We start from the raw sequence: 20,995 nt of genomic DNA, 5'->3' as shown, positions 1-20,995 counted from the left end.
CGCTGGTGAAATCTACTTGCTCAATCATCCTAAGAAATATGAGGTTAGAAAGTTGCTCTCAAGAGAAATCCCTAATGGTCGTTGGCACAAGACGACGAACGGCGGCAAAGGCCTTTCCGAATGAGCAAGGAACAAAAGGCCCAGCGAGACCCTCTTGAGGGTACCCAAGTCATGAGCACCGTTGCCACTGGTGGCGGTGGGGGCATGTTCCAAGCGCGGGTCGGTGCACTGTACCTTGCAAACATGCTGACAGGGTTGCCGACTACCTTCGGCCTTCACGGGACTCGAGTCGAAACACTTCGCTTCGAAGCTCGCTACACCGGAGCTCACACAGACGATATTTACTGTCAACTGCGCGATAACGAGGGCAGCCGCCTTCAACTCATTCAGTGCAAACGAGGACTTGACTCTACGCCTGGTAACACGGAGTTCGTCGATGGGTTGCAAGGCGCTTGGAGAGACTTCCTGGGCGCGCAGGGAAGTCCTTTTGACCGGGCCAGCGATGTGTTGGTTCTAGCAACGATAGCCCCAGCAACGGCCGCCAATCGAGCGGCCAAGCGTTTATGTGAGCTATCGCGATCCTCGCTAAACTTGTCAGACTTTGTTCATAAAGTCGAGTCCAAGCTCTTTGACGCGCAACATAGGCGTACGTGGAATGCCTTTAAGGAGGTCTCCAGGAACACACTAGCCGACAAGTATACCGACGAACTCGTATTCGATCTCTTGCGGCGGCTTCGCGTCGACATACATGACTTCGGTACCGAAGGCTCACAAGAATTGAGTCTCACCCAAGCCCTGTTAGCTTCAGGCCAACCAGGGGACTCCGGCGAACAAGTTTGGAACGGCCTGTTCTCATACGTCTTCGAGCAAGGCATCACTGTGGGAACCGTCACTCGTGAGACCTGGAGAACGACCGCACAGGCTGGCATCCAAGAAGCCGTCGATCGTCTTACCGGAAAAACGGGCCTTGGCCACATCGCTGGGAGATTCAGCGACCGAGCAAGTCTTCAGCTCTCGCTCATCTCAACGAAACTTCCTAACGGCATGCACATTCCCCGCAGCCAATGCGTTACCGAAGTGCTAGCCGGATTCGATCAAAGGCAACTTGTCATTGTCACAGGTGGCCCTGGAGTGGGGAAATCAGCGGTAATGGCGGAACTCGCACCATTGCTACGCGAATCCTCCCCGCTCTTCTTCTTTCGGGCGGACGAGCTCGACGAGCCAAGCTTAGCTGGCGTCCAGTCACTCAATGGCATGCAAGACGCTGTTTCCAACATGGCGAGCCTCTTGGGCAGCGGTAGGCCGACAGTCGTCATCGATTCGCTGGAGAAGGCTCTCGAAGGAAGGAATCCGGGTGCTCTTGAGGAACTGCTGATGCTGGTCCGTCGGAACAAGGCCGCGAGACTCTGCATTACGACGCGCTCCTATGCACTAAACGCTCTCTATTCACTCTTCCTTTCAGAGTTCTCGTATCAGGTCGTCGACGTTCCTTTGCTGACAGACGCAGAGATCTCTGCCGCCGTAGCTGAGACTACTCTTGAAGATGTTGTTACTAAGGATAGCGGCGTACGAGAAGTTCTCCGAGCCCCCTATTACCTTCGCCTCGCGCTAAACTACACAGCAGCAGGGACACCTCTTCCTCAAGCCGCTGGCAACGACTTGCGATTGCTCCTATGGGGGGAACGAATCGCGCCAAGCAAAGGCCTGCCAGCAGGACTAGCCGCACGCCGCCGAGCAGCATTCGATGATGTCTGCTATGCGCGTACGGAACGCTTTGCTCAATTTATCGAAGCACCAAAAGATGCTGAGGCCGTGGCCTCTCTCGTTCAAGATGCTGTGCTAGTAAAGGATTTGACCGACCGGGTAGCTCCCGCTCATGACGTCTTGGAAGACTGGTCACTTTTCTTCAGAGCTGAACGCGAGGTGCGCGGCGCCGAGCGCGACTGGGGTGCGCTCTTCAACAAGCTCGGTTCACATGCCGGAATGCGCAGGGCAATTCGCACATGGACCGCGCAGCGTTCGGCCGAGGGCGATGAGGATGCCTATGCGCTGCTCCAAGCCGTCCTTAGACAAGACTCGACCATTCCACAGCTATGGCAAGACGAAGTAGCTATAGGCCTCTTGCGTTCCGAGCGGGTCAATGAACTTGTAGCTAAGCTCAGTAATAGTGTCTCCCTCGACAGCGCCAGTCTCCTGCAGCGCTTGAGCCATTTGCTACGCGTTGCGTGCAAAGGGCCGACGTCTATCGACTACTCTAGTTTGGCCGATGATTCAGAAAACAAAGAAATTGCGGCGCGGCTGGGAATGGCCGCCCCTGTTGGCAAAGCCTGGGACGTGGTTATCGAGTTGGTTGCTAGAGCATTCCCGAGCATGCCACCAGAATGCAACTCGTGGGTCGTCCAGCTCGCGGAAGACGCCACGTCGCACGATGAGAACTGGTACAAACCAAGCCAAAGAGTGCTCAATGTATTCAACATGGCTGAACAGTTCTGCTTGCGCGATCAGGAAAACTGGTATCGGGAGAACTCAATCGGGAAACGTTTCTATGCCCTTTTGTGCCGCTGCGCAGGTGCGGATTCCAATCGGTTCACCACATTTGTGGAGTCGCTTTTGCAGCGTCTTCTGGCTGAAACCGATGCACGCGATTTCTATGCGGAAGAACGGCTCGCTTTCTTCGTCAATGTCAAGAACTGCCGCGAGGCGAGTTTCTTCACTCCAGACTTAGCATGGAAAGTATTCTGGGCCCTTTACACGGAACCCGAGCCGGGTACTAACCAAGACTACAGCATCACGGGTTGGGAGACCGAACTGGGGCTGAGCCATCGTGCAGCTCATGAATTCTTCCCACCGTCGGTGCTACAGGGCCCGTTTCGCTCGTTGTTACTCTATGATTGGCCGAAGAGCGTACGCTTCGTGATTGACCTGTGCAACCACGCAGCCACCGCTTTTGCCAAAACGAGTGCAAATGAAATAACAATCATCCCGCAGGAGCAAAGCCCTAACAGTCGACCACACATTCACGACTTTCGTCTATGGGCTGCCTACCGTGGGCATTCAGTCACTAGCTACGTCCTGAATGCGGCGTTAATGGCGCTAGAAGAACGGCTACTTGCCGAAGCCACGCGTCAGCCAAAAGTAGTCTCACAAGTGCTTGAGATAATCCTGGATCTAGGAGAATCGAGCTTCACTACAGGAATGGTGGCCGGAGTCTTGACTGCGCACCCTGAGCTCGTAACCGAGAAGCTGCTTTCCATTTTCATGTGCCCACAATTCTTCTCTGACGATATTGCACGCAGCGTGCAAGAAGCGGGTTCGTTGGCAATCCACGGCGGCCACGATGGGTTGGACTCCGCCAGACAGCAGGAGCGGATGGCCAGCAATCGACTGCCGCATCGGAATAAGTATTTGGAAATTCTGTTTCTTGGGTTGCAGTTCAATCGCCCAGACCTACGCGAATCTCTTTACAGAATTCTGGACAACCACCTCGACGCACTAAAAACCACAAGCAATGTCTCAGAGGGGTGGCTGATAGGCCTCAAGCGAATGGATGCCCGCGGCTTGAAGCTCGGAGAGCCCGTCGGTGATAGCACTTGGGCTCCGCTCGAGATCGCCGACCTCGATCCAGAGCTTCAATATGCCAGCGACAAGGCACAAGTTAGCATGCAGCGTTTGAACCTTATAGGCTCTGTACGTACCTGGGCTGCAGCGGTGACAGGGCGGTTCGCGACGGCAGCGCCTGGAACTTCAGAGCGATTCTCGTCACCTTCTGAACCCTACGAGGAATTCGTTGGTCTTTGCAATGAGGTCGAAGGCCAAGAAGCCGATATGCTCGCAGGGCTGGAGGACGAGCTTGCCTGTGCCCTAATTCGTAAGTGGCCCAACGATACCTCGCACGCCCTCCGGTGGGCCCGAACCATTTTGCTCGAAGGCGCTGCAATTCGCAAAGACAAGGATACATGGCCGCGCCAAGATCCTTCGATGGGTGTACAGCGTGCAAAGGCAGTTGTCGCTATTGCTGCCTACGATCCAACTCTTCCCAGAATGGTTGAGGCCTTGGTAAACATTGTGACCGAGCCCATGTGGAAGTTGCGTCGGGCTGCGGCCAAGGCGATCTCCGATGAACTGAGGTCTAAGCAACCTGTATTGGCAGAGATACTCACCACTGGCCTCGCACACTATGCTCAAGCATTGGACGTCACAACTGCGCGCCCAAGAGGGCGGACTCAAGACTTCGTCCTCGAGGCCAGGATGGCCACTGTCAAGGCACTCACCATAGCGTTGGAGAAGATGACGCCAGGTTTACGTTCGTCGCCGCGGAGCTTAGCCGCGATTAAGGAGTGGACGATAGTTCTCGACGCCGCACGCAGCGAAAAGCCCAGCACCTGGCGAGTTCAATCTCTCATAACGCTCACAAAACTCGCAGCGGACCAGGAGAACGGTCCCAACGTGCGGCAACACGATCCTGAGCATGTGGATTTCGACGCACGACGAGAGTTGAGTGGCTTGCTTGCATCTGAACTCTTGATGCAGATAGATGACAGCTCACCGCTGTTCGAGGCTTTCGACTACTGTCTCAAGATCGCGCCGGAGCTGAGTGAAACCATTCTGGATACTATGCTTTTCGAGTGCGTGAACTCGGATTTCACAAACGCGACGGCTTTTTGGCGAGTGTGGGATCGCGCAAAAGCTGCAGTCTTTGATGAAGAATCGCTGAGAAGCGGCAGCCGAAGGTCGTACAGCCGATTTGATAAGGTGCTTACGACACTTCTGCTGTGTTCGATGCCTTGGCCGAAGACCTGGCACAACCTAAAGCTCTTTAAATCCCGCCCGCATTTTGTCGCAGATTGCATCATCGCTGTTGGCGACAGCCGAATAGGCCTAGAACGCCTCCTTCAACTGATGGCGGGCGTTGGTAGGATGTCCGCAGTGCCGGCGGCGCTTCCCCAGTTGCGGGACGCCCTCGACAAATCGCCCGTCGACTTATTCGACGACGGGAACAGTCTTTGGCACGCCGAGACCATCTGCCATGTAGCCGTGCATGAACATCGAGAGGCCCTAATTCGAGACGTCAACCTGCGTAGGGCAACACTCGATATCCTTGATCGACTTGTCGATGCTGGGTCGTCGCTCGGATTCCAGCTTCGCGACTACTTGGCAACTTCGCCTACAGGAGCCACCAAGCACTAGCCGAATCCTTCGATTCGTTCATCGGCACGCTTCGCAGAACACAGCCCCCGTTGGGGGCTTCGTTCTCAAAACAACAGCGACCACTTATACGGATCAAAGCGGTACATTAGGTGCTCTTTTGGCACGTCAGTGGGTACATAAAGTCTGCGCTCAGGAACAAATTTGAAGTCTGGCGAGTAAGCGACAATGTTTACTTCGTCGCCAAATAGCACCCGCCACATATAATCTCCGAAGCTTAGCGTGGCACGTAGATCAATTGCCACTTGCTTGGCATAGTAAGTTCGCACTACCTCACCGACTTGATCTAAATTTTGAACATCAAGTCCGCGATAACGAACATCCCAAGTGTGACGCGCCTCCCGATCACTACCTGCGGCAACACTAATGTTAATCCCCTGATGGGCACCAAAGAGCAACGGTTCGTAAGATTCTACTGATACTGGCATCGCATACGACTGGCCGCCATCGGTTAGCCTAAAGCTCTCTCCAGCAGAGAGAAAATTGACGCGATGAACGACGAAGTCATATTTATCGCTTCCATTCATCTCGCTTTTTAAGTCACTGATCAGACGAGTTCCCGAGAATTGACTGACTAAGTCAGTCATTGATGCGCGGCCGGCGGGTTTCTCATATCTGGTTGCGAACGTGACGTCAGATGCCTTTACGGGAGAACTATTCTTCATCACCAGTCCAACAGGAATGAGGTAACGCGCATTCCTATCTGTCACCGGATAGAACACGTAGGTTGGCATGCCTCGGTTAAGAGGCACATTGTCGATAGTGAGCTCCAGCTGACCACCGAGTTTACCTTCCCGATAGTCCTTGATAAATCCGTAACAAAATGTGATGACGGCTGCCGCAACGCCGCATGCAGATGCTACTACTGCCAACAACCTTCGACCTTGTATCCATCTCCTAGGTACATGCATCTGCACTATGGATTTGGGGTCTGTTGTGATCGGCTTCGAACGAGACTTCCTTTTCTTCTTTGTCATTTAATTCGAATAAACGTGAAAAAAGTAGTCTATCAGATCGATGGACGCCAATTTCCCGCACCGCTGCTCGACACCTTCGATTCAAATTGCGTACCTATCTGAGCCCCCCTGGAAGTGCAATTACATCTGAGGACAACCAGCGCGCCAGGCCGTTGACCCTCTAAGTAAAGTTTCAAGTTCCCTATCTTGTCTGTCCTCGATCAACTTTGAGTAACGGCCGACTAAGCGCTTCCTCGTTCACCCCATGTGAATACGCGTTATAAGCCCAAGTCGCGAACTTCTCAAGTAAGCGACGGTTCTCCTCAATCAGTCGGCGGTTCTCAGTCTCAAGACGGGCAATTCGCTCCGAAGCAATTTGAAGGCTGGTGTTTCGCGTTGTCGGCGCGACTCTGGATGATGCAGCCTCTTCCTTGCGTAACCTGAACGCCTCACGAATTCGTTCGTGATTATGTAAGGCCTGACGGGTGTAGCAGGAGAAGTGCCGAAGCTCGATCGCATGAATCAACTTGGCCCATGTCAGGTCTCCTGACCAACCATCAATGATCTCGACGATTTGTTTGATGATTTCATCATCAAGATTCCTGGACCGCCTTTTCGTCATTCGCTCGCTCCGCGGCGTTTCCCGAGTAAGTGGAGCGTTGCATCATTGTGGAGTAATGTCTTCGGCGCGCCGAGATGAACCACTGCCCCATCTGGTACAGTTGGATCGATCAGCACGGCATGCAGCTGTGCGAGCCGATCGGCCGCCTCCTTGTGGTGGTCGTACCAACGATTGCTTCCCACGTAGCCTGCCTTTACCGCATCTTCTGCCTTACGAAGCAAATCGACAGTGTTTTCCAGCGCTTTCTGTACACGGTCTGTCTTTGACTCATCTCCTTTGACGCAAACGAGGTCGTCACATCTAATGCAGTCCCGATGCAACTGGCAGGGCGACATAGTGTAGTCGTGGATGCAGAACCCAATTTCAGTCACGTGCGCCGTAGGCATGCGTAGTCTTGAGAACTCTTCTCTACTAACTGGCAGATTTTCTGGCAGTGCCGCTAATGGGCCAAACATATCGCTCTCGTTCCCAACGGCCCTGCGAGCTCTCTCCAAAAGCTGCGTGGTGGTCATGTGGTCATACACTCGATTTTGGCGAACATCCTTTCGTCCTGACCATTTCGCAATATCCAGCTGACCCATCCCTCCCATTTGCGCAAGCGTATTTAGATAGTGTCTAAATTGATTAGACGACACCCGGATAGGCGTACCGTCCTTCTCGGAGAATCCAAGCCTGGAGAATATGGATGAGCCGCCGCAGTTGACCTTCCCTCCGAGGGCGGAATTAACTTGGTTAGTGGTGATCGAACCAATGAGGCTAGGGTTTGTACCGCGCCGCGGGTGAAGCTCATTTCGCCGCACAACAAATAATGCCTCGCTGTAGCGAAGTCCAAGCTCCATATCTAGGTAGGGAAAACCTTCTGGCAAATGTCTAAGCAACGACTTCTCGACATCATCAAAGCGAACACGCCAGTTTCGCCCGCGCCAGAGCGGAACGATGTCGAATGTCTTACACGTCATTTCGACGCAATCTTCTGATGCCAAATTGAACAACTGCACCATCTCCGACTTGGTCAAGAACGTATCGCTGCGGAAGTGTTCAAGTTCCGCTGGCAAATAAACTCTTGTTGGATTCAATTCGTACCAGCGTGCCACCTCTCGAGCCGCCGTGGTGGCATTCCGTATTTTTGCCACGGCCTCCTTCACCACAGGAACCATCGAAGGGACAATCCACTTAACCATAGGCTCGGCTCCCTTCGCCGGGAACCAGCGCAGCCCATAGGCAATTTCCCCATTTAGTCCTTTTTCATATACCTCGCAGTTTGCGTCGAGTGTCAGTACTTCGCTTACTCGATCTGGTGCAGAAACAAGAAGGGCTGCAACCGAGCCAAAAATTATCTCCGCAGGCGCGAGAGCAGCCCTGAAGACCATCGGCAAAGCGTCAAGGGCGGCTTGAGATGGCAACTTCAAACGACGACGACGCTCAAACTCGGCGCCTACCTTGTTCTGGTCATGTGTGCGAACTAAGAAAGTCCTCCACCGACAAGCCACTTTCATCATATGATTCTTGAACATAAAATCAGCAATGACTTCGAGATGACGAGAGATTCTATAAGCAGTGCTCTTCGCATAACGAGCCGCGATCATCTGTGTAGCTCTATTAAGGATGAAGCCAGTCGTCAGCATGGCGTCTGCCACTCCAGCAATTTCAACCAATGCAGCTTCAAGCGCTCGCAAGGCTACCAGTCGCTGAGCCAAAATTTTCGTAGGACGCAGGCCCTGCATGTAGCGTATATAGGCCTTCGCAAAATCCTTGAATGGCTCGGCCATCGAGGTTGGCTCGAGTTGGTTCGCCGACGACCATGAACAAAACAATAGTCGCAGTCGATTGTTTCCCTTCGCCCTAAGGTGAACATATTCGGAGACATCCCAAGCATCGCTCTCAAAATCAAGAGCAGTGCTAAAGACAGCCAGGTGGTGACGGGCCACATTGATGAAGGCTTGCATGTTCTCAACGTTGGTACTTTCAGCCCGAGCGCAGAATATGACTGTATGACTCATTATCCAATCTCCCTTTGAGACCGGCATTTCTGAATGACTTCAGAAACAGCCAAGATCGTACGATCGCAAATCGAAGCGATGCGCAGATCCGCCGACGAAACTAGCCGCTCTCGTTCACTGAGCAGGTAATCGAGAATCGCGTCATGCGGACCATCAATCCATGGGCGAAAGCTTTTGCACGTGTAACAGGCTATCGGCGCAAAGGCTTTGCAAAATCCAAGTTCGCCGCATTTTCCGATGCCTTCGCCTTGCTGGCTAAATTGTGGAGACCAAATCTCCGGCAGATGGCTATCCTCTGGTAACGGTTCTTCACGCCGGCGTAGCACGCCGGCAAACGCTTGCGCCAATGGGGCCAACTGGAATGCCAGCGCACGATCAATGCGCTCTACCATTGTTGGATCCGCTTGAACGTACGCGCTTACGTTCTTCGTATCGCTATGGTCGAGCATTTCAGCGATCACATATGCTTTTAATCCCTCAATGGCAGCACGTGTGCCGACCGTCCTTCTAAGGCGATACGTGGTAATGTTCATTTCGCTTTCCGTGCGAGTCGAAATGATGGCTAAGGTATTAACAGCGCTCTTTAGGCGCCTGGTGAACGCTTCGCTAGTCAGGTGATATTCAAACCCTTTTGGTTGATCCCCAAACATTTGGCTTGGAAACAGTGGTGCTTCGTCAGGCGACACCAGTAAGTTGGAAAACTGTTGCCTGACTTGGGCTGCGTGTTTGGCAAGCAGTGCGCCCAGTTCCTCGTTCAGAACTCGAACTTTGAACTGGTCCCTGTGGAGTTGGCCGCGTTGCTTCGAACGAGGAACATTCAGCGTAAAAATCATCTTTCCAGCTTTAGCCTCGCTCTCAACCAGATCCATAACCTTCAACGAAGCGTACTGGGAAGGCCTCTGCCCCAGTGCCACTACAAGCAGCACGAGCACGTAGTCTCCCAATGAGATTAGCGACATGGAATAATTCGAGTGCAACCTTGCCAGTAACGTCTCGTACTCAAGGTCGTTTAACGGACCCGAATAGGGGTTTCTAGTAAGGACTGCTACCCCTTTAGCATTTCCTGGAATGCGCAACTCCGCGAGAAAGTCAATTACCCCTTCGGCTATTCCTGGGATATCGAGCGAATGCCATTTCCTGAGAATCACCGCTACCGATCCTAAATGCCACATGTCATTGCGACTGAGAGACGACCGGTAAGTCAAGAGTGCCTCAACACTTATATGGTCCGCCGGCGCGCGTCCCAGGTCCGCCAACGCTTTAACGAAATGCCGAAAATGTGCCAGGTATGTCTCTGCCGTAGCGGACGCGACATTTTGCAAATACCAAGCGAAGACGCGCTTTACATGGGTTCGAAGCTCAACGGAAATCAGAAGCGTATCAAACCTCATTGAAACATTTTTCACCTCATCTCTAAATCGCCATGTATCAGCGAATGGATCAAACACAATGCCGCTTCGCGTGCGCGCTTGTAGCGACGAAGAAACCAAGGTGGGACGATGAGCGACAGAATGTGGAATCATTGGGTTCGCCCCTTGAACAAACTGTTTTGCATCGCGACAGATGCTTCAGCTGCTTTACGACGAACATGTCGGCGCGTATAGGTGGATGCCGTTCCTGAGGTCTCCGACCAGCCCATCAAGTAAGAGCGCAGCTTCCTCTCTGCTTCTTCTGGAGTCGCGTTTTCATCCAATTGCTCTGATAGGCGATCATTCCAGGTATGGCGTAGTAGATGTGCGAATAGCTTTTGCGGTAGCAACGGATGCTCTTTAAGAGCATAAAAGATCTTTGCGAATCCATTTATCGACAACGGTCGACCGGTATCAGTGGCGACAAAGAGGAAATCGTGCTTCCTTGCCCCTTCAACGCCATTTCGAAACGATATGACATATTCCCTAGTGCGCTGAGCGAGTGCCGATGACATTGGCAGCTCTCGTGCCTGAGTCTTGGCGTTTGGCTGATATAGCCGCGGATCATCTTGGTCGTCAGCACGCCTGTGAATCGTCGCGGTTTCGTTCCTGAAGTTGAGATCAGAAACGCGAACACCTAGCAGCTCTCCGCGACGGACTCCTAGATAGACGAGCAACCAGATAATTAGCTCGTTGCGAACTCGCGTGTGTTTATCTGTCCAAGGATTGTCTCGCGCAGCTGGATCGACGATACGGAGCAGTTCATCCACTTCGCTTCGATCAAGCCCCTCGCGCTCGGATCGCAATCTGCTGTGGCTGACAGGCATGCGGCTATTCAACGCTTTAGTGAAGGCCTGCACCGTGGCAGCCATTGACGCGCTGTAGTGAGAACCTGTCCCGAAGCCGGAGACGGCGAGCCATTCAACATAGTCGCGGATCGAGCGTAGCCTAGTCGCACAGAATGCCGACCTCACCGAGGTCGGCGATGACCTTTGAGAGCGCGCTCTTGGGAGGAGACGAACATTTGAAGAAGCGATCGGTTTGGTGAAAGCGCGGACTTGATCAACAGGCAAGCGGCATATCTGCACCAACGCATCGATCTCTCTTAACGTAAGTAGCTGTCCAGCCCTAAGGCGCTCCTGCAAATCGATCTCATAGATATCTAAGAATAGGGAGAAAAGCAGTATCGATCTCAACGTGGCGTCTATCGTATTCACTGCTCGGCCTCGAGCACGGAGTTCCGAAAAAACATACACGGTCGCGGTCAAGACCGGGCATCCTACGGCATCGACAAGCAACGGAATCCGCTCTCCATTCCTCGTCACCGTGTACTTGATGCGATATTTCTCTGGCCTGCTCGAAGGTCCGGCTGGACCAGGATCGTTGTTGGACATGCCAGTAACTGGGAAGCTCTTGGACTTTGGACGCAAAATATCTCCCTTTACGCCCAAAAATGGGCGCACGAAGACTCCTGAAGTGGAAAAACTTCAGATAAGCAAAGTAGTGGGGGCTTGACCGGACGTAGGCGTTTGACGATACTGGCAGTGCGAGCTGGGCAGCGTCAGTTGTCCACGTACGGGGCAAGCTGTCAAAGGTTTGTCCCGTTTTGTTTTTACATGGTCAGTTCTCCCTTCCGCATTTCCCTACCCCCTTAGAGATCCAGTATTTCGAGCATCGCTCGGACCTGTCCTGGTCGCAGATGACCAAGTTTGCCGGCCACGGCGTGCATCAGAACGTATTCAGCAGGGGCTGCAGCAATAGGAATTTCGAACTTTCGCCGAGACTGCTCGGCTGCTAGTTGAAGTTCAACAGTGTCGCGCTCATTGAGTTTTAGGGCATCTTTAAGGCGAGTAACGACGCCGGGAGGCGGAGCTCCCTTTCGTCCTGACTCGAGACCGCTCAAATACGACTGGTCAATACCCACCATCCCCGCCAGCTGTTTTTGCGCCAGATTTCTCTCGCCTCTGGCGTTCTGAAGGAATAAGCCGAACGGTGTCACCTGGTTAGCCTCGATATCTGGGTTTTCCAACCAATTTTATCCCGACTATTTCGCCTACAAAAGTGAAATTTTCATATAAATCAATGACTTAATGACTTTCATTAGTCTATCTTTCGCATTGGTTTTGCTGAACGACCGCTAGAAAAGGGTTTGCTAGTAGAACAGACGGGATATGAATTTCCGAGAATTAGTGCTGCCGAGTCAGATCAGCCGCTTTGCAAGTGAGCTGTTTACACTTTCCCTTAGGTGTACATAAGTGAGCGAATGCTGTTGACGCAAAAAACTCACCAAACGTAAAAAAGCCCCGTAACTTCAGAGAGTTACGGGGCCTTGTTTACAACTCGTTCTGGGGTGTACCTTAGAACGGAATATCGTCATCCATGTCCGAGAAATTCGGGGCTGGACGGGCAGCCGGGCGTGGTGCCGGCGCTGGTGCAGCTTGTGGACGTGGGGCTGGACGGGCTGGAGGCGCGTCGTAACCGCCGCCGCCCATATCGTCCATGCCGGCGTCGCCGCCCATGCCTTGACGGCCACCCAGCATTTGCATCTGCTCGGCGATGATGTCGGTTGCGTATTTCTCTACGCCGTCTTTATCGGTGTACTTGCGGGTCTGCAGACGGCCTTCGACGTAGACGGAAGAGCCTTTCTTCAGGTATTGGCCAACGATTTCCGCCAGGCGACCGAAGAAGGAGATGCGGTGCCACTCGGTCAGTTCTTTCTGCTCGCCGGTGTTGCGGTCCTTGCTGCGGTAGGAGGTCGCAACAGCAATGTTGGCGATTGCATCACCGCTAGGCATGTAGCGAATCTCCGGGTCACGGCCCAGGTTGCCGACGATGATGACTTTGTTAACAGATGCCATGTATTACTCCTGCATTGAAATTGGGCTAAACGGGGATTATATACAGGCGCGGTCCCCCGCCTACCTTTTTTTGACGGACCCAAGCAGCATTCCTCTATCACTGGTATTATATACAGTATTTGCCTCATCCAACTGATCCAGCTCAAAAGGCTTCGCTAAATGGAAGAAATCCGCATCCGCGGCGCGCGCACGCATAACCTCAAGAACATCAACCTCGATCTGCCTCGCAACAAGCTGATCGTGATCACAGGTCTTTCCGGTTCCGGCAAGTCTTCGTTGGCGTTCGACACGCTGTACGCAGAAGGCCAGCGCCGCTATGTGGAATCGCTGTCGGCCTATGCCCGCCAGTTCCTGCAGCTGATGGAAAAGCCGGACGTGGATCTGATCGAAGGTCTGTCCCCAGCCATCTCCATCGAGCAGAAGGCGACTTCGCACAACCCGCGTTCGACCGTGGGCACCGTGACCGAGATCCACGACTACCTGCGTCTGTTGTACGCACGCGTCGGTACGCCTTATTGCATCAACCATCCGGACCACGCGCTGTCGGCGCAGTCGGTGTCGCAGATGGTGGATGCCGTGCTGGCCATGCCGGAAGGCACCAAGCTGATGATCATGGCGCCGGTGGTGGCCAACCGCAAAGGCGAGCACGTGGACCTGTTCGAGCAGATGCAGGCCCAGGGCTTCGTGCGCTTCCGCGTGCAGAGCGGCACGCATGACGCAAAGATCTACGAAGTCGACGATCTGCCGAAGCTAAAGAAGACCGAGAAGCATACCATCGACGTGGTGATCGACCGCGTGAAGGTGAATCCGGAGATCAAACAGCGCCTGGCGGAAAGCTTCGAGACTGCGCTGCGCCTGGCCGACGGCCGCGCCATGGTCTACGAAATGGACACCGGCGCCGAGCATGTGTACTCGAACAAGTTCGCCTGCACCACCTGCGGCTATTCGCTGCAGGAGCTGGAGCCGCGCCTGTTCTCCTTCAATAACCCGATGGGCGCCTGCCCCGAGTGCGATGGCCTGGGCCATATCGAGTTCTTCGATCCGAAGCGCATTGTGGCCTTCCCTAATCTGTCGCTGGCATCCGGCGCAGTGAAGGGCTGGGATCGCCGCAACCAGTTCTACTACTCGATGCTGACCGCGCTGGCCGCCTTCTATGATTTCGATCTGGATACGCCGTTCGAGAAGCTGCCTGCGAAAGCGCAGGAAGTGGTGCTGCACGGTTCCGGCAAGACTGCCATCCCGTTCGCCTACATCAATGAGCGCGGCCGCACGGTGGTGAAAGAGCATAGCTTCGAAGGCGTAGTGAACAACCTGTCGCGCCGCTACCGCGAGACGGATTCGATGGCGGTGAAGGAAGAGCTGGCGAAGTTCATCAACGAGAAGAAATGTCCGAGCTGCGAAGGCGCGCGTCTGCGCGTGGAAGCGCGTCACGTGAAGATCGGCACCGGCAAGCAGGAACGCTCGATTTACCAGATCGCAGAGAAGCCGCTGCGCGATTCGCTGAGCTACTTCGAACAGCTGAAACTGAAGGGCGCGAAAAAGGATATCGCCGACCGCGTGATCAAGGAGATCGTGTCGCGCCTGTCTTTCCTGAACAATGTGGGTCTGGATTACCTGTCGCTGGACCGCAGCGCGGACACCCTGTCCGGCGGCGAGGCGCAGCGTATTCGTCTCGCTTCGCAGATCGGTTCCGGCCTGACCGGCGTGATGTACGTGCTGGACGAACCATCCATCGGCCTGCACCAGCGCGACAACGATCGCCTGATCGACACGCTGAAGCACCTGCGCGACATCGGCAATTCCGTACTGGTGGTGGAGCATGATGAAGATGCCATCCGCACCGCCGACTACATCGTGGACATGGGCCAAGGCGCCGGCGTGCATGGCGGCGACGTAATCGCCTCCGGCTCGCTGAAAGACATCCTGAAGAACAAGCAGTCGCTGACTGCGCAATACCTGAACGGCACGCTGAAAATTGAAGTGCCGAAGAAGCGCCACCAGGCAGACCCGCAGCGCCAGCTGACCATCAAGGGCGCGACCGGCAATAACCTGAAGAAGGTGAACCTGTCGCTGCCGGTTGGCTTGCTGACCTGCGTGACCGGCGTTTCCGGTTCCGGCAAATCGACGCTGGTGAACGACACGCTGTACCCGGCCCTGTCGCGCCACCTGTATGGTTCGCAGACCGAACCGGCGCCGCATGAGTCCATCAGCGGCCTGGAACACTTCGACAAGGTGATCTCGGTCGACCAGGCGCCGATCGGCCGCACGCCGCGTTCGAACCCGGCGACTTACACCGGCGTGTTCACGCCGATCCGCGATCTGTTCGCGACGGTGCCAACCTCGAAAGAGCGTGGCTACTCAGCCGGCCGCTTCTCCTTCAACGTGAAGGGCGGCCGTTGCGAAGCGTGCCAGGGCGATGGCGTGATCAAGGTCGAGATGCACTTCCTGCCGGACGTGTACGTGCCTTGCGATGTCTGCCACGGTAAGCGCTACAACCGCGAAACGCTGGAAGTGCACTACAAAGGCAAGAGCATCACCGAAGTGCTGGAGATGACGGTCGAAGATGCGCACGAGTTCTTCAAGGCCGTACCGGTCATCGCGCGCAAGCTGCAAACCCTGCTGGATGTGGGCCTCGGCTACATCAAGCTGGGACAGTCGGCCACCACGCTGTCCGGTGGCGAAGCGCAGCGCGTGAAGCTGTCGCTGGAATTGTCCAAGCGCGATACGGGCCGCACGCTGTACATCCTGGACGAGCCGACCACCGGTCTGCACTTCCACGATATCGACCTGCTGCTGAAAGTGATCCACCGTCTGCGCGACCAGGGCAATACGCTGGTGATCATCGAGCACAATCTGGACGTGATCAAAACCGCGGACTGGATCGTGGATTTGGGTCCGGAAGGTGGTGCGGGCGGCGGCCAGATCATCGCAAGCGGTTCGCCGGAAGAAGTATCGAAGAACGCGGCTTCTGTCACCGGCAAGTACCTTGGTCCGTTGTTGAAAAAATGACGCACTGATGCTGTCCGCGACGTGTGCGCGGCTCAGCCAGTATTACAATGAAAGGCGCGCTTTTAAGTGCGCCTTTCTCTTTTTCAGGGGTCGCCATGCGTCGCCTGTTACTACTGGTTCTCGTGTTCGCGTTGCGCACCGCACACGCCGACACGATTTACTACTCTTCCCCGCCCGCCCTGGAGGATGGCCGCTCGGATTTTGGCCTGACCTTGCTGCAACTGGCACTGGCCAGGGCCGGCAGCACGCATCGCGCGGAATTGTCGCCGGTCTTTCGCCAGCAGAATCGCGCGATCGCGGAGCTGGTTGGTAATACCGGCACGATCCAGGTGCTGGGCACCATGACTTCCATTGAGCGCGAAGAGCAGCTGCTGCCAGTGCGCATACCGATTTCAAAAGGGCTGATCGGATGGCGCATCCTGCTGGTGAATGACCACCAGCGCGACGCGCTGCGCGATGTGCGCGATCTCGCCGGTTTGCGCCATGTGCACATGGCGGTGGGCGAGCATTGGCCGGACCTGGACATCATGCGCAGCAATGGCCTGGCGCCGGACCCGGTGGCCAGTTATGGCAGGTTGTTCAGCATGCTGAAGGCGCACCGGATTGATGCGGTGCCGCGCTCGGTCATGGAGATTTGGTCCGAGCTGAAGGAGTTCCCGGAATTGGCTGCGGAGCCTTATCTGCTGCTGCGCTATCCGGCGGCCGATTACTTTTTCGTCAGCCGCGCCAATCCGGAGCTGGCAGAAGAAATCCGGCGCGGCCTGGAGATTGCGCAAGCGGATGGCTCGTTCGACCGCCTGCTGCTGGCTTATTACGGCAAGCTGCTGACGGGCGCGAATCTGGCGCAGCGGCGCGTGATCGAGTTATCCAATCCTACCCTGCCACCACTCACGCCCATCGCACGCAAGGAGCTGTGGCTGACGCTTGATGATTTGCGCAAGCGTTGATACGGCGGATCGATGATCCGCCCTACCCACCGGTTTCAGGGCTGCGCCCCGGCGTAGAGCGGGTCATTGACCCGCCATGCACATCATGCGGCCTGGCGCGCGGAGACGAGCCATTGTTCGAGCTGGTCGAAACGGTCGTAACCCCAGAACGGTTCGCCCTCCGCCAGCACATACGGCACGCCAAACACGCCGCGCTGCAGCGCCAGCGCATTCGCCTGCTTGAACTGTTCCTTGATGGACGATTCGCCAAGGCCCGCGGCGAAGGCCACGCGGTCAACGCCCAGCCCCGCGGCAATGCCTTGCAAAACCGCGGCATCGGCGATATCGACGCCATCGCCGTAATAAGCCTGGAAGCAGGTGCGCGCGAAAGCCTGGGCGATCGCCTCGCCGTAAGCCGCGCGCAGCCACAGCATCGCGCGGCCGGGCGCCAGCAGCTGCTGCGGGAAGGCCTTCGACAAGCGCAGCGGAATGCCTTCCGCCAGCGCGGTGCGGTGCATATCGCGCAGCACATACTCCCACTTCATCGGCACCATGGGCGACGGCAGCACGCCGGTGCTGTGAGTCAGTACGGTCAGCATCACGGGATGCCAGCGCACCATGCAGCCATGATTGAGGGCCAGCCTTTCAATGCGGCGCGCCGCAAAGTAGGAATAGCCGGAAGCGAAATCAAAATAGAAATCGAGCACCATGGCGCGGCCTCAGAAGTTGAAGTCGTCGTTGCTGCTGGGCAGATTGCGCAGCAGGTCGATCAGGTTCGTGCGGTAGATGTAGTAGATGCCGACCGGCACCAGGAGCAGCAGGAATCGCATTTCAGCCTCCCATTTCGCACAGTCGTGCGAAACATGTTTGAAAAAAGTGCCGCCAGACTTCGGCGGCAACCCCAAGAGATCAGACCTCGTTGAAACTTTTGTACGTCGAAATCAGGCGATTGAAGGCGCGCTGCATATGGCGCGGCGCATTTGCATCACGCAGGAAGCGCACATCGTGTACCAAGCCCACGATCAGGCTATAAATTTCGTATACCAGCTGCTCCGGATCGGTGTCTGGCCGCAATTGACCCACTTCCATCGCCTGCAGGATGGTCTTCCGCATCGAGGCGCGCCAGCGTATCGCCCCTTCGGCCAACCGGTCGCGCACTACCCCCTGCTGGTCGTCGAACTCAAACGCGCCCGCTGTATAAAGGCAGGCATTGCGCAGCGCCTCGTCGCTGGCGCGCTTAATCCAGTTTGCCACCTGGGCTTGCAGACGCGGCAAGCCACGCGGCAGCTGCAAGGTTGGCATGAAGACTTCCTCTGCAAAGCGGCGGTCGTATTCGTCCAGCACCGCGATCTGCAAGGCTTCCAGCGAACCGACACGGGAGAACACACCGCTCTTGCTGATACCGGTGCGCTTGGCGATCTCGCCCAGCGACAGCTTGCCGATACCCTCGACAGCCGCCATCTCGCAACCGGCGTCGATGATAGTGGCGTAAGTCGCCTCGCTTTTTGCTGTCAGTGCATCCATGGAGCGAACTTTAGCACACGTGTGCGAAATCTAAACAGATTTTTTGTACATGGCGACACATGGCGTACACACGGGCTACCTACACTGGCATCACTTTCAACCGACCCACTGGAGTCCATCATGCAAATCGAAAAAGTTCTGTACACCGGCAAAACCCGTACCTCTGGCGGCCGTGAAGGCACCGCGCGCAGTGACGATGGCCGTCTGGACATTCTGCTGTCGCCACCAGGCAGCAATGGTCCTGGTACCAATCCGGAACAACTGCTGGCTGCCGGCTGGTCCGCCTGCTTCATCGGCGCGATGCGCAAAGCCGGCGCTGCGCTGAAAGTGGTGCTGCCTGCCGATCTGTATGTCGACGCTGAAATCGACCTGGGCATGACCGGCGAAGCCTATTTCCTGGGCGCCCGCCTGAACATCAGCCTGCCGGGCCTGGCGCCGGAAGTGGCCCAGCAGATCGTCGAGATGGCACATAACACCTGCCCGTACTCGAAAGCACTGAAGGCTGGCATCAACATCGAACTCAAGCTGATTTAAGTTCGACGTCCTCCGGCCTGCGGCAGCGTTCACAGTCGCAGGCCTTCCGCTCGCGCGCGCGGCGCGCTGCCGCCAGGTCGATCACATTCGACGGCGGACGCGGGCGGCCGGTGCCGGCTGCCCACATTTTCAGGAATCGTTGGTACTGTTTTTCATTCAAAGGCATAAGGAATCTCCAAGATGCCAGGGCCTGGAAAACAAAAACCCCAGCAAGTTTCCTCACCGGGGCTCTGTCGGATGAACGGCCGGCTCGGAGGTGACATTCCCCCGAGCACACGCACGGGGGGCTATCGAATTCGCTTCTGATAAGCCGTACGTGGCATGGCCGTCCTTTCTCTAAATTCGGGTTGAACAAAATTCAATGAGCGTCGATTCTGCTCCTCGACGCAACTAAATGTCAAGTAGTTGAATAAAAAATCTTTTTATCTTCCGCGCCTGCTTTTGAACGAGGCGAAATCGCTTTTGCAGGCGGCGGATTATTCCTTCGCGTAGAGCACGTCGATGCGCTTGATGATCTTGCTGCTCAAGTCGATCGGGAATTGGTAGCCCTGTTCCGGCCCATCGCCGTTCACCAGGGCTGCGTCGAGATAAGCGTTCAGCTTCGCGTGGTTGCCCATCCAGCCACCGAAGTAGGCGTTGGTGTGCAGCAGCAGCAGGAAAGCTTGCTCGAATTTCTCTCCGTCCGGCGTACCTTTGGCGTCGAGCGCCGCAAGGGACTGGTAGTTCGCATCGAACGCTTTGCACGATTTCGTAAGATCGTTTAGCTGCGCGACGTCGTTCGTCAAATCGGAGCTCAGGCCGAGCAGAAAGGCCCTGACCACGTGCTGCTCGTGCCGATGTTCACTCATGCTGTGGAACCAGATGCTGATGCTGACAGCGAAAACGATGATCGCAATCGCCAATAAGACCTCGCGCAGCCTGTGCAGCAGCGGATGTTTCTTCGACTGCGCTAGTTGAATTGACCTGCTGACCTTCTTCCCGTGCCCCGCAACTTCGAGTTCTGCCTTTATTCTTCCGTATCGCCTTTCAGTTTCCGGGCAAATGTAATTGGGCCACCTACGATCGACCACAATGAGCAGTACCCAAGCACCCGAAGGGATCATGATACTGGCGCAAGTGCTTTGAAAAATGCACCCTTTGTCACCGCTCGCAGGAGCGATGCATGGGGGTCTTCAAACAGCCCCGGTCTAATTCGGTCTAAACGGGTCAGAAGGAATCTAATCGAGTCTAAAAATTGAGAGGCCAAGTCTAAAAAGGTCGCTGAAATGCAATCGAAAGTCTAAGTCAGTCTATTTTTAAGGAGCGAAAGTCTAAAACGAACTAGGTGCTGTTCCCTTTGTCCAATCTTTAGACTCTTTTCGAAAGGACTGGATCATGGACTACGTCGCGACGCGCCCCGTACATCTACCGGCAAGCAATCTGTTGGAACTGGAATTTCATTTGATGGAGACGCAACCGGGCACCAAACTTGAAGAATTCATCGCTGAATTGCTCAAACGCTGGCTCAAGGTTGACTTAGAGAGAACCGCCCTGCATAAGAATGGAGCGCCCGTGCGTGGCTTCCAATGGAAGAATATCTTTCTGCCAGACGGAACCAATCTTCGAACAAGCTACCGTCAGACTGTGGAATTTGCGCAGGTGGTTGGAGAGCACATCTTGTCCGAAGACGGCAGGTCTCTGACACCATCTCTTCTCGCCAACAGGCATACCGCGGGACGTAATGCGTGGCGCTTTATTTGGCTCCGCTTTCCTGGCGAAGAACACTGGATTCGCGCAATTGATTGTAGAGCGCGCTAAAACAGTCTATACGTTGGAATGCAGAACGAATTTATAGTCCGCTTTAGACTTTCGCATCCGGAAAAGCGACCAAATTAGACTTTCGGCCGATATTTTTAGACCTTTTGAGATTCTTAGCCCCGAGTTCTAGACTCGTTTAGATTGATTTCGCCGAA

Annotated in this window: 16 protein-coding genes; 5 read left to right on the top strand and 11 right to left on the bottom strand. The window is 55.2% G+C overall.

Annotated elements, in window-relative coordinates:
• Positions 1-120 precede the first annotated feature (120 nt).
• Positions 121-5,187 carry a hypothetical protein gene (locus AB4Z19_RS24425; protein ID WP_442036288.1) on the top strand — a complete coding sequence of 1,689 codons (5,067 nt, stop codon included), beginning with the start codon at positions 121-123 and terminating at the stop codon, positions 5,185-5,187.
• 65 nt (positions 5,188-5,252) lie between these two features.
• Here AB4Z19_RS24425 and AB4Z19_RS24420 read toward each other — a convergent pair whose 3' ends face one another.
• The 7 genes from AB4Z19_RS24420 to ssb all read right to left on the bottom strand — a co-directional run bounded on the left by AB4Z19_RS24420 (position 5,253) and on the right by ssb (position 13,050).
• The gene (locus AB4Z19_RS24420) at positions 5,253-6,182 is read right to left on the bottom strand and encodes a hypothetical protein (protein ID WP_442028927.1); all 930 of its coding nucleotides are present in this window, start codon (positions 6,180-6,182) and stop codon (positions 5,253-5,255) included.
• Positions 6,183-6,363: 181 nt separating this feature from the next.
• Complete coding sequence (locus AB4Z19_RS24415) at positions 6,364-6,783, bottom strand: hypothetical protein (protein ID WP_442036286.1); 420 nt, start codon at positions 6,781-6,783, stop codon at positions 6,364-6,366.
• A complete protein-coding gene (locus tag AB4Z19_RS24410; protein ID WP_442036284.1) occupies positions 6,780-8,729 on the bottom strand; it encodes an integrase in 1,950 nt (649 codons plus the stop codon). Before AB4Z19_RS24410 ends, AB4Z19_RS24415 begins: the two co-directional genes overlap by 4 nt.
• Before the next feature lie 53 nt (positions 8,730-8,782).
• A complete protein-coding gene (locus AB4Z19_RS24405; RefSeq protein WP_442027245.1) occupies positions 8,783-10,306 on the bottom strand; it encodes a site-specific integrase in 1,524 nt (507 codons plus the stop codon).
• Entirely contained in the window at positions 10,303-11,655 is a 1,353-nt protein-coding gene (locus AB4Z19_RS24400; RefSeq protein WP_442027244.1) for a tyrosine-type recombinase/integrase, read from the bottom strand. Before AB4Z19_RS24400 ends, AB4Z19_RS24405 begins: the two co-directional genes overlap by 4 nt.
• Positions 11,656-11,843: 188 nt before the next feature.
• Positions 11,844-12,221, bottom strand: a complete 378-nt coding sequence (locus AB4Z19_RS24395; protein ID WP_442027242.1) for a helix-turn-helix domain-containing protein — start codon at positions 12,219-12,221, stop codon at positions 11,844-11,846.
• Positions 12,222-12,549: 328 nt separating this feature from the next.
• Positions 12,550-13,050, bottom strand: coding sequence for a single-stranded DNA-binding protein (gene ssb / locus AB4Z19_RS24390; RefSeq protein WP_442036282.1), 501 nt, complete (start codon positions 13,048-13,050; stop codon positions 12,550-12,552).
• 159 nt (positions 13,051-13,209) lie between these two features.
• On the opposite strand from ssb, the gene uvrA reads away from it, so the two are divergent.
• The gene (gene uvrA / locus AB4Z19_RS24385; RefSeq protein ID WP_442036280.1) at positions 13,210-16,059 is read left to right on the top strand and encodes an excinuclease ABC subunit UvrA; all 2,850 of its coding nucleotides are present in this window, start codon (positions 13,210-13,212) and stop codon (positions 16,057-16,059) included.
• A gap of 95 nt (positions 16,060-16,154) precedes the next feature.
• Complete coding sequence (locus tag AB4Z19_RS24380; RefSeq protein WP_442022253.1) at positions 16,155-17,006, top strand: substrate-binding periplasmic protein; 852 nt, start codon at positions 16,155-16,157, stop codon at positions 17,004-17,006.
• 83 nt (positions 17,007-17,089) lie between these two features.
• Here AB4Z19_RS24380 and AB4Z19_RS24375 read toward each other — a convergent pair whose 3' ends face one another.
• Together AB4Z19_RS24375 and AB4Z19_RS24370 are read right to left on the bottom strand one after the other, a co-directional pair.
• Complete coding sequence (locus tag AB4Z19_RS24375) at positions 17,090-17,695, bottom strand: 2-hydroxychromene-2-carboxylate isomerase (RefSeq protein ID WP_442022251.1); 606 nt, start codon at positions 17,693-17,695, stop codon at positions 17,090-17,092.
• Positions 17,696-17,894: 199 nt separating this feature from the next.
• Entirely contained in the window at positions 17,895-18,509 is a 615-nt protein-coding gene (locus AB4Z19_RS24370) for a TetR/AcrR family transcriptional regulator (protein WP_442022249.1), read from the bottom strand.
• 117 nt (positions 18,510-18,626) lie between these two features.
• Here AB4Z19_RS24370 and AB4Z19_RS24365 point away from each other — a divergent pair, with 117 nt between their 5' ends.
• Positions 18,627-19,043: an organic hydroperoxide resistance protein gene (locus tag AB4Z19_RS24365; RefSeq protein WP_442022257.1), complete on the top strand. Its 417-nt coding sequence runs from the start codon at positions 18,627-18,629 to the stop codon at positions 19,041-19,043.
• Here AB4Z19_RS24365 and AB4Z19_RS24360 read toward each other — a convergent pair.
• Positions 19,030-19,209 carry a hypothetical protein gene (locus tag AB4Z19_RS24360; RefSeq protein WP_442022247.1) on the bottom strand — a complete coding sequence of 60 codons (180 nt, stop codon included), beginning with the start codon at positions 19,207-19,209 and terminating at the stop codon, positions 19,030-19,032. The genes AB4Z19_RS24365 and AB4Z19_RS24360 overlap by 14 nt on opposite strands.
• A 310-nt stretch (positions 19,210-19,519) precedes the next feature.
• Positions 19,520-19,945, bottom strand: coding sequence for a hypothetical protein (locus tag AB4Z19_RS24355; protein ID WP_442036278.1), 426 nt, complete (start codon positions 19,943-19,945; stop codon positions 19,520-19,522).
• Between the two features lie 472 nt (positions 19,946-20,417).
• Here AB4Z19_RS24355 and AB4Z19_RS24350 point away from each other — a divergent pair, with 472 nt between their 5' ends.
• Complete coding sequence (locus tag AB4Z19_RS24350) at positions 20,418-20,840, top strand: hypothetical protein (RefSeq protein WP_442022243.1); 423 nt, start codon at positions 20,418-20,420, stop codon at positions 20,838-20,840.
• The last annotated feature ends 155 nt before the right edge of the window (positions 20,841-20,995 follow it).

It is taken from the genome of Pseudoduganella sp. RAF19, assembly GCF_052114165.1.
Classification (GTDB): domain Bacteria; phylum Pseudomonadota; class Gammaproteobacteria; order Burkholderiales; family Burkholderiaceae_D; genus Rugamonas.
Note: the sequence above shows the minus strand (reverse complement) of the source record. Positions and strands in the feature narration are given on the sequence as shown.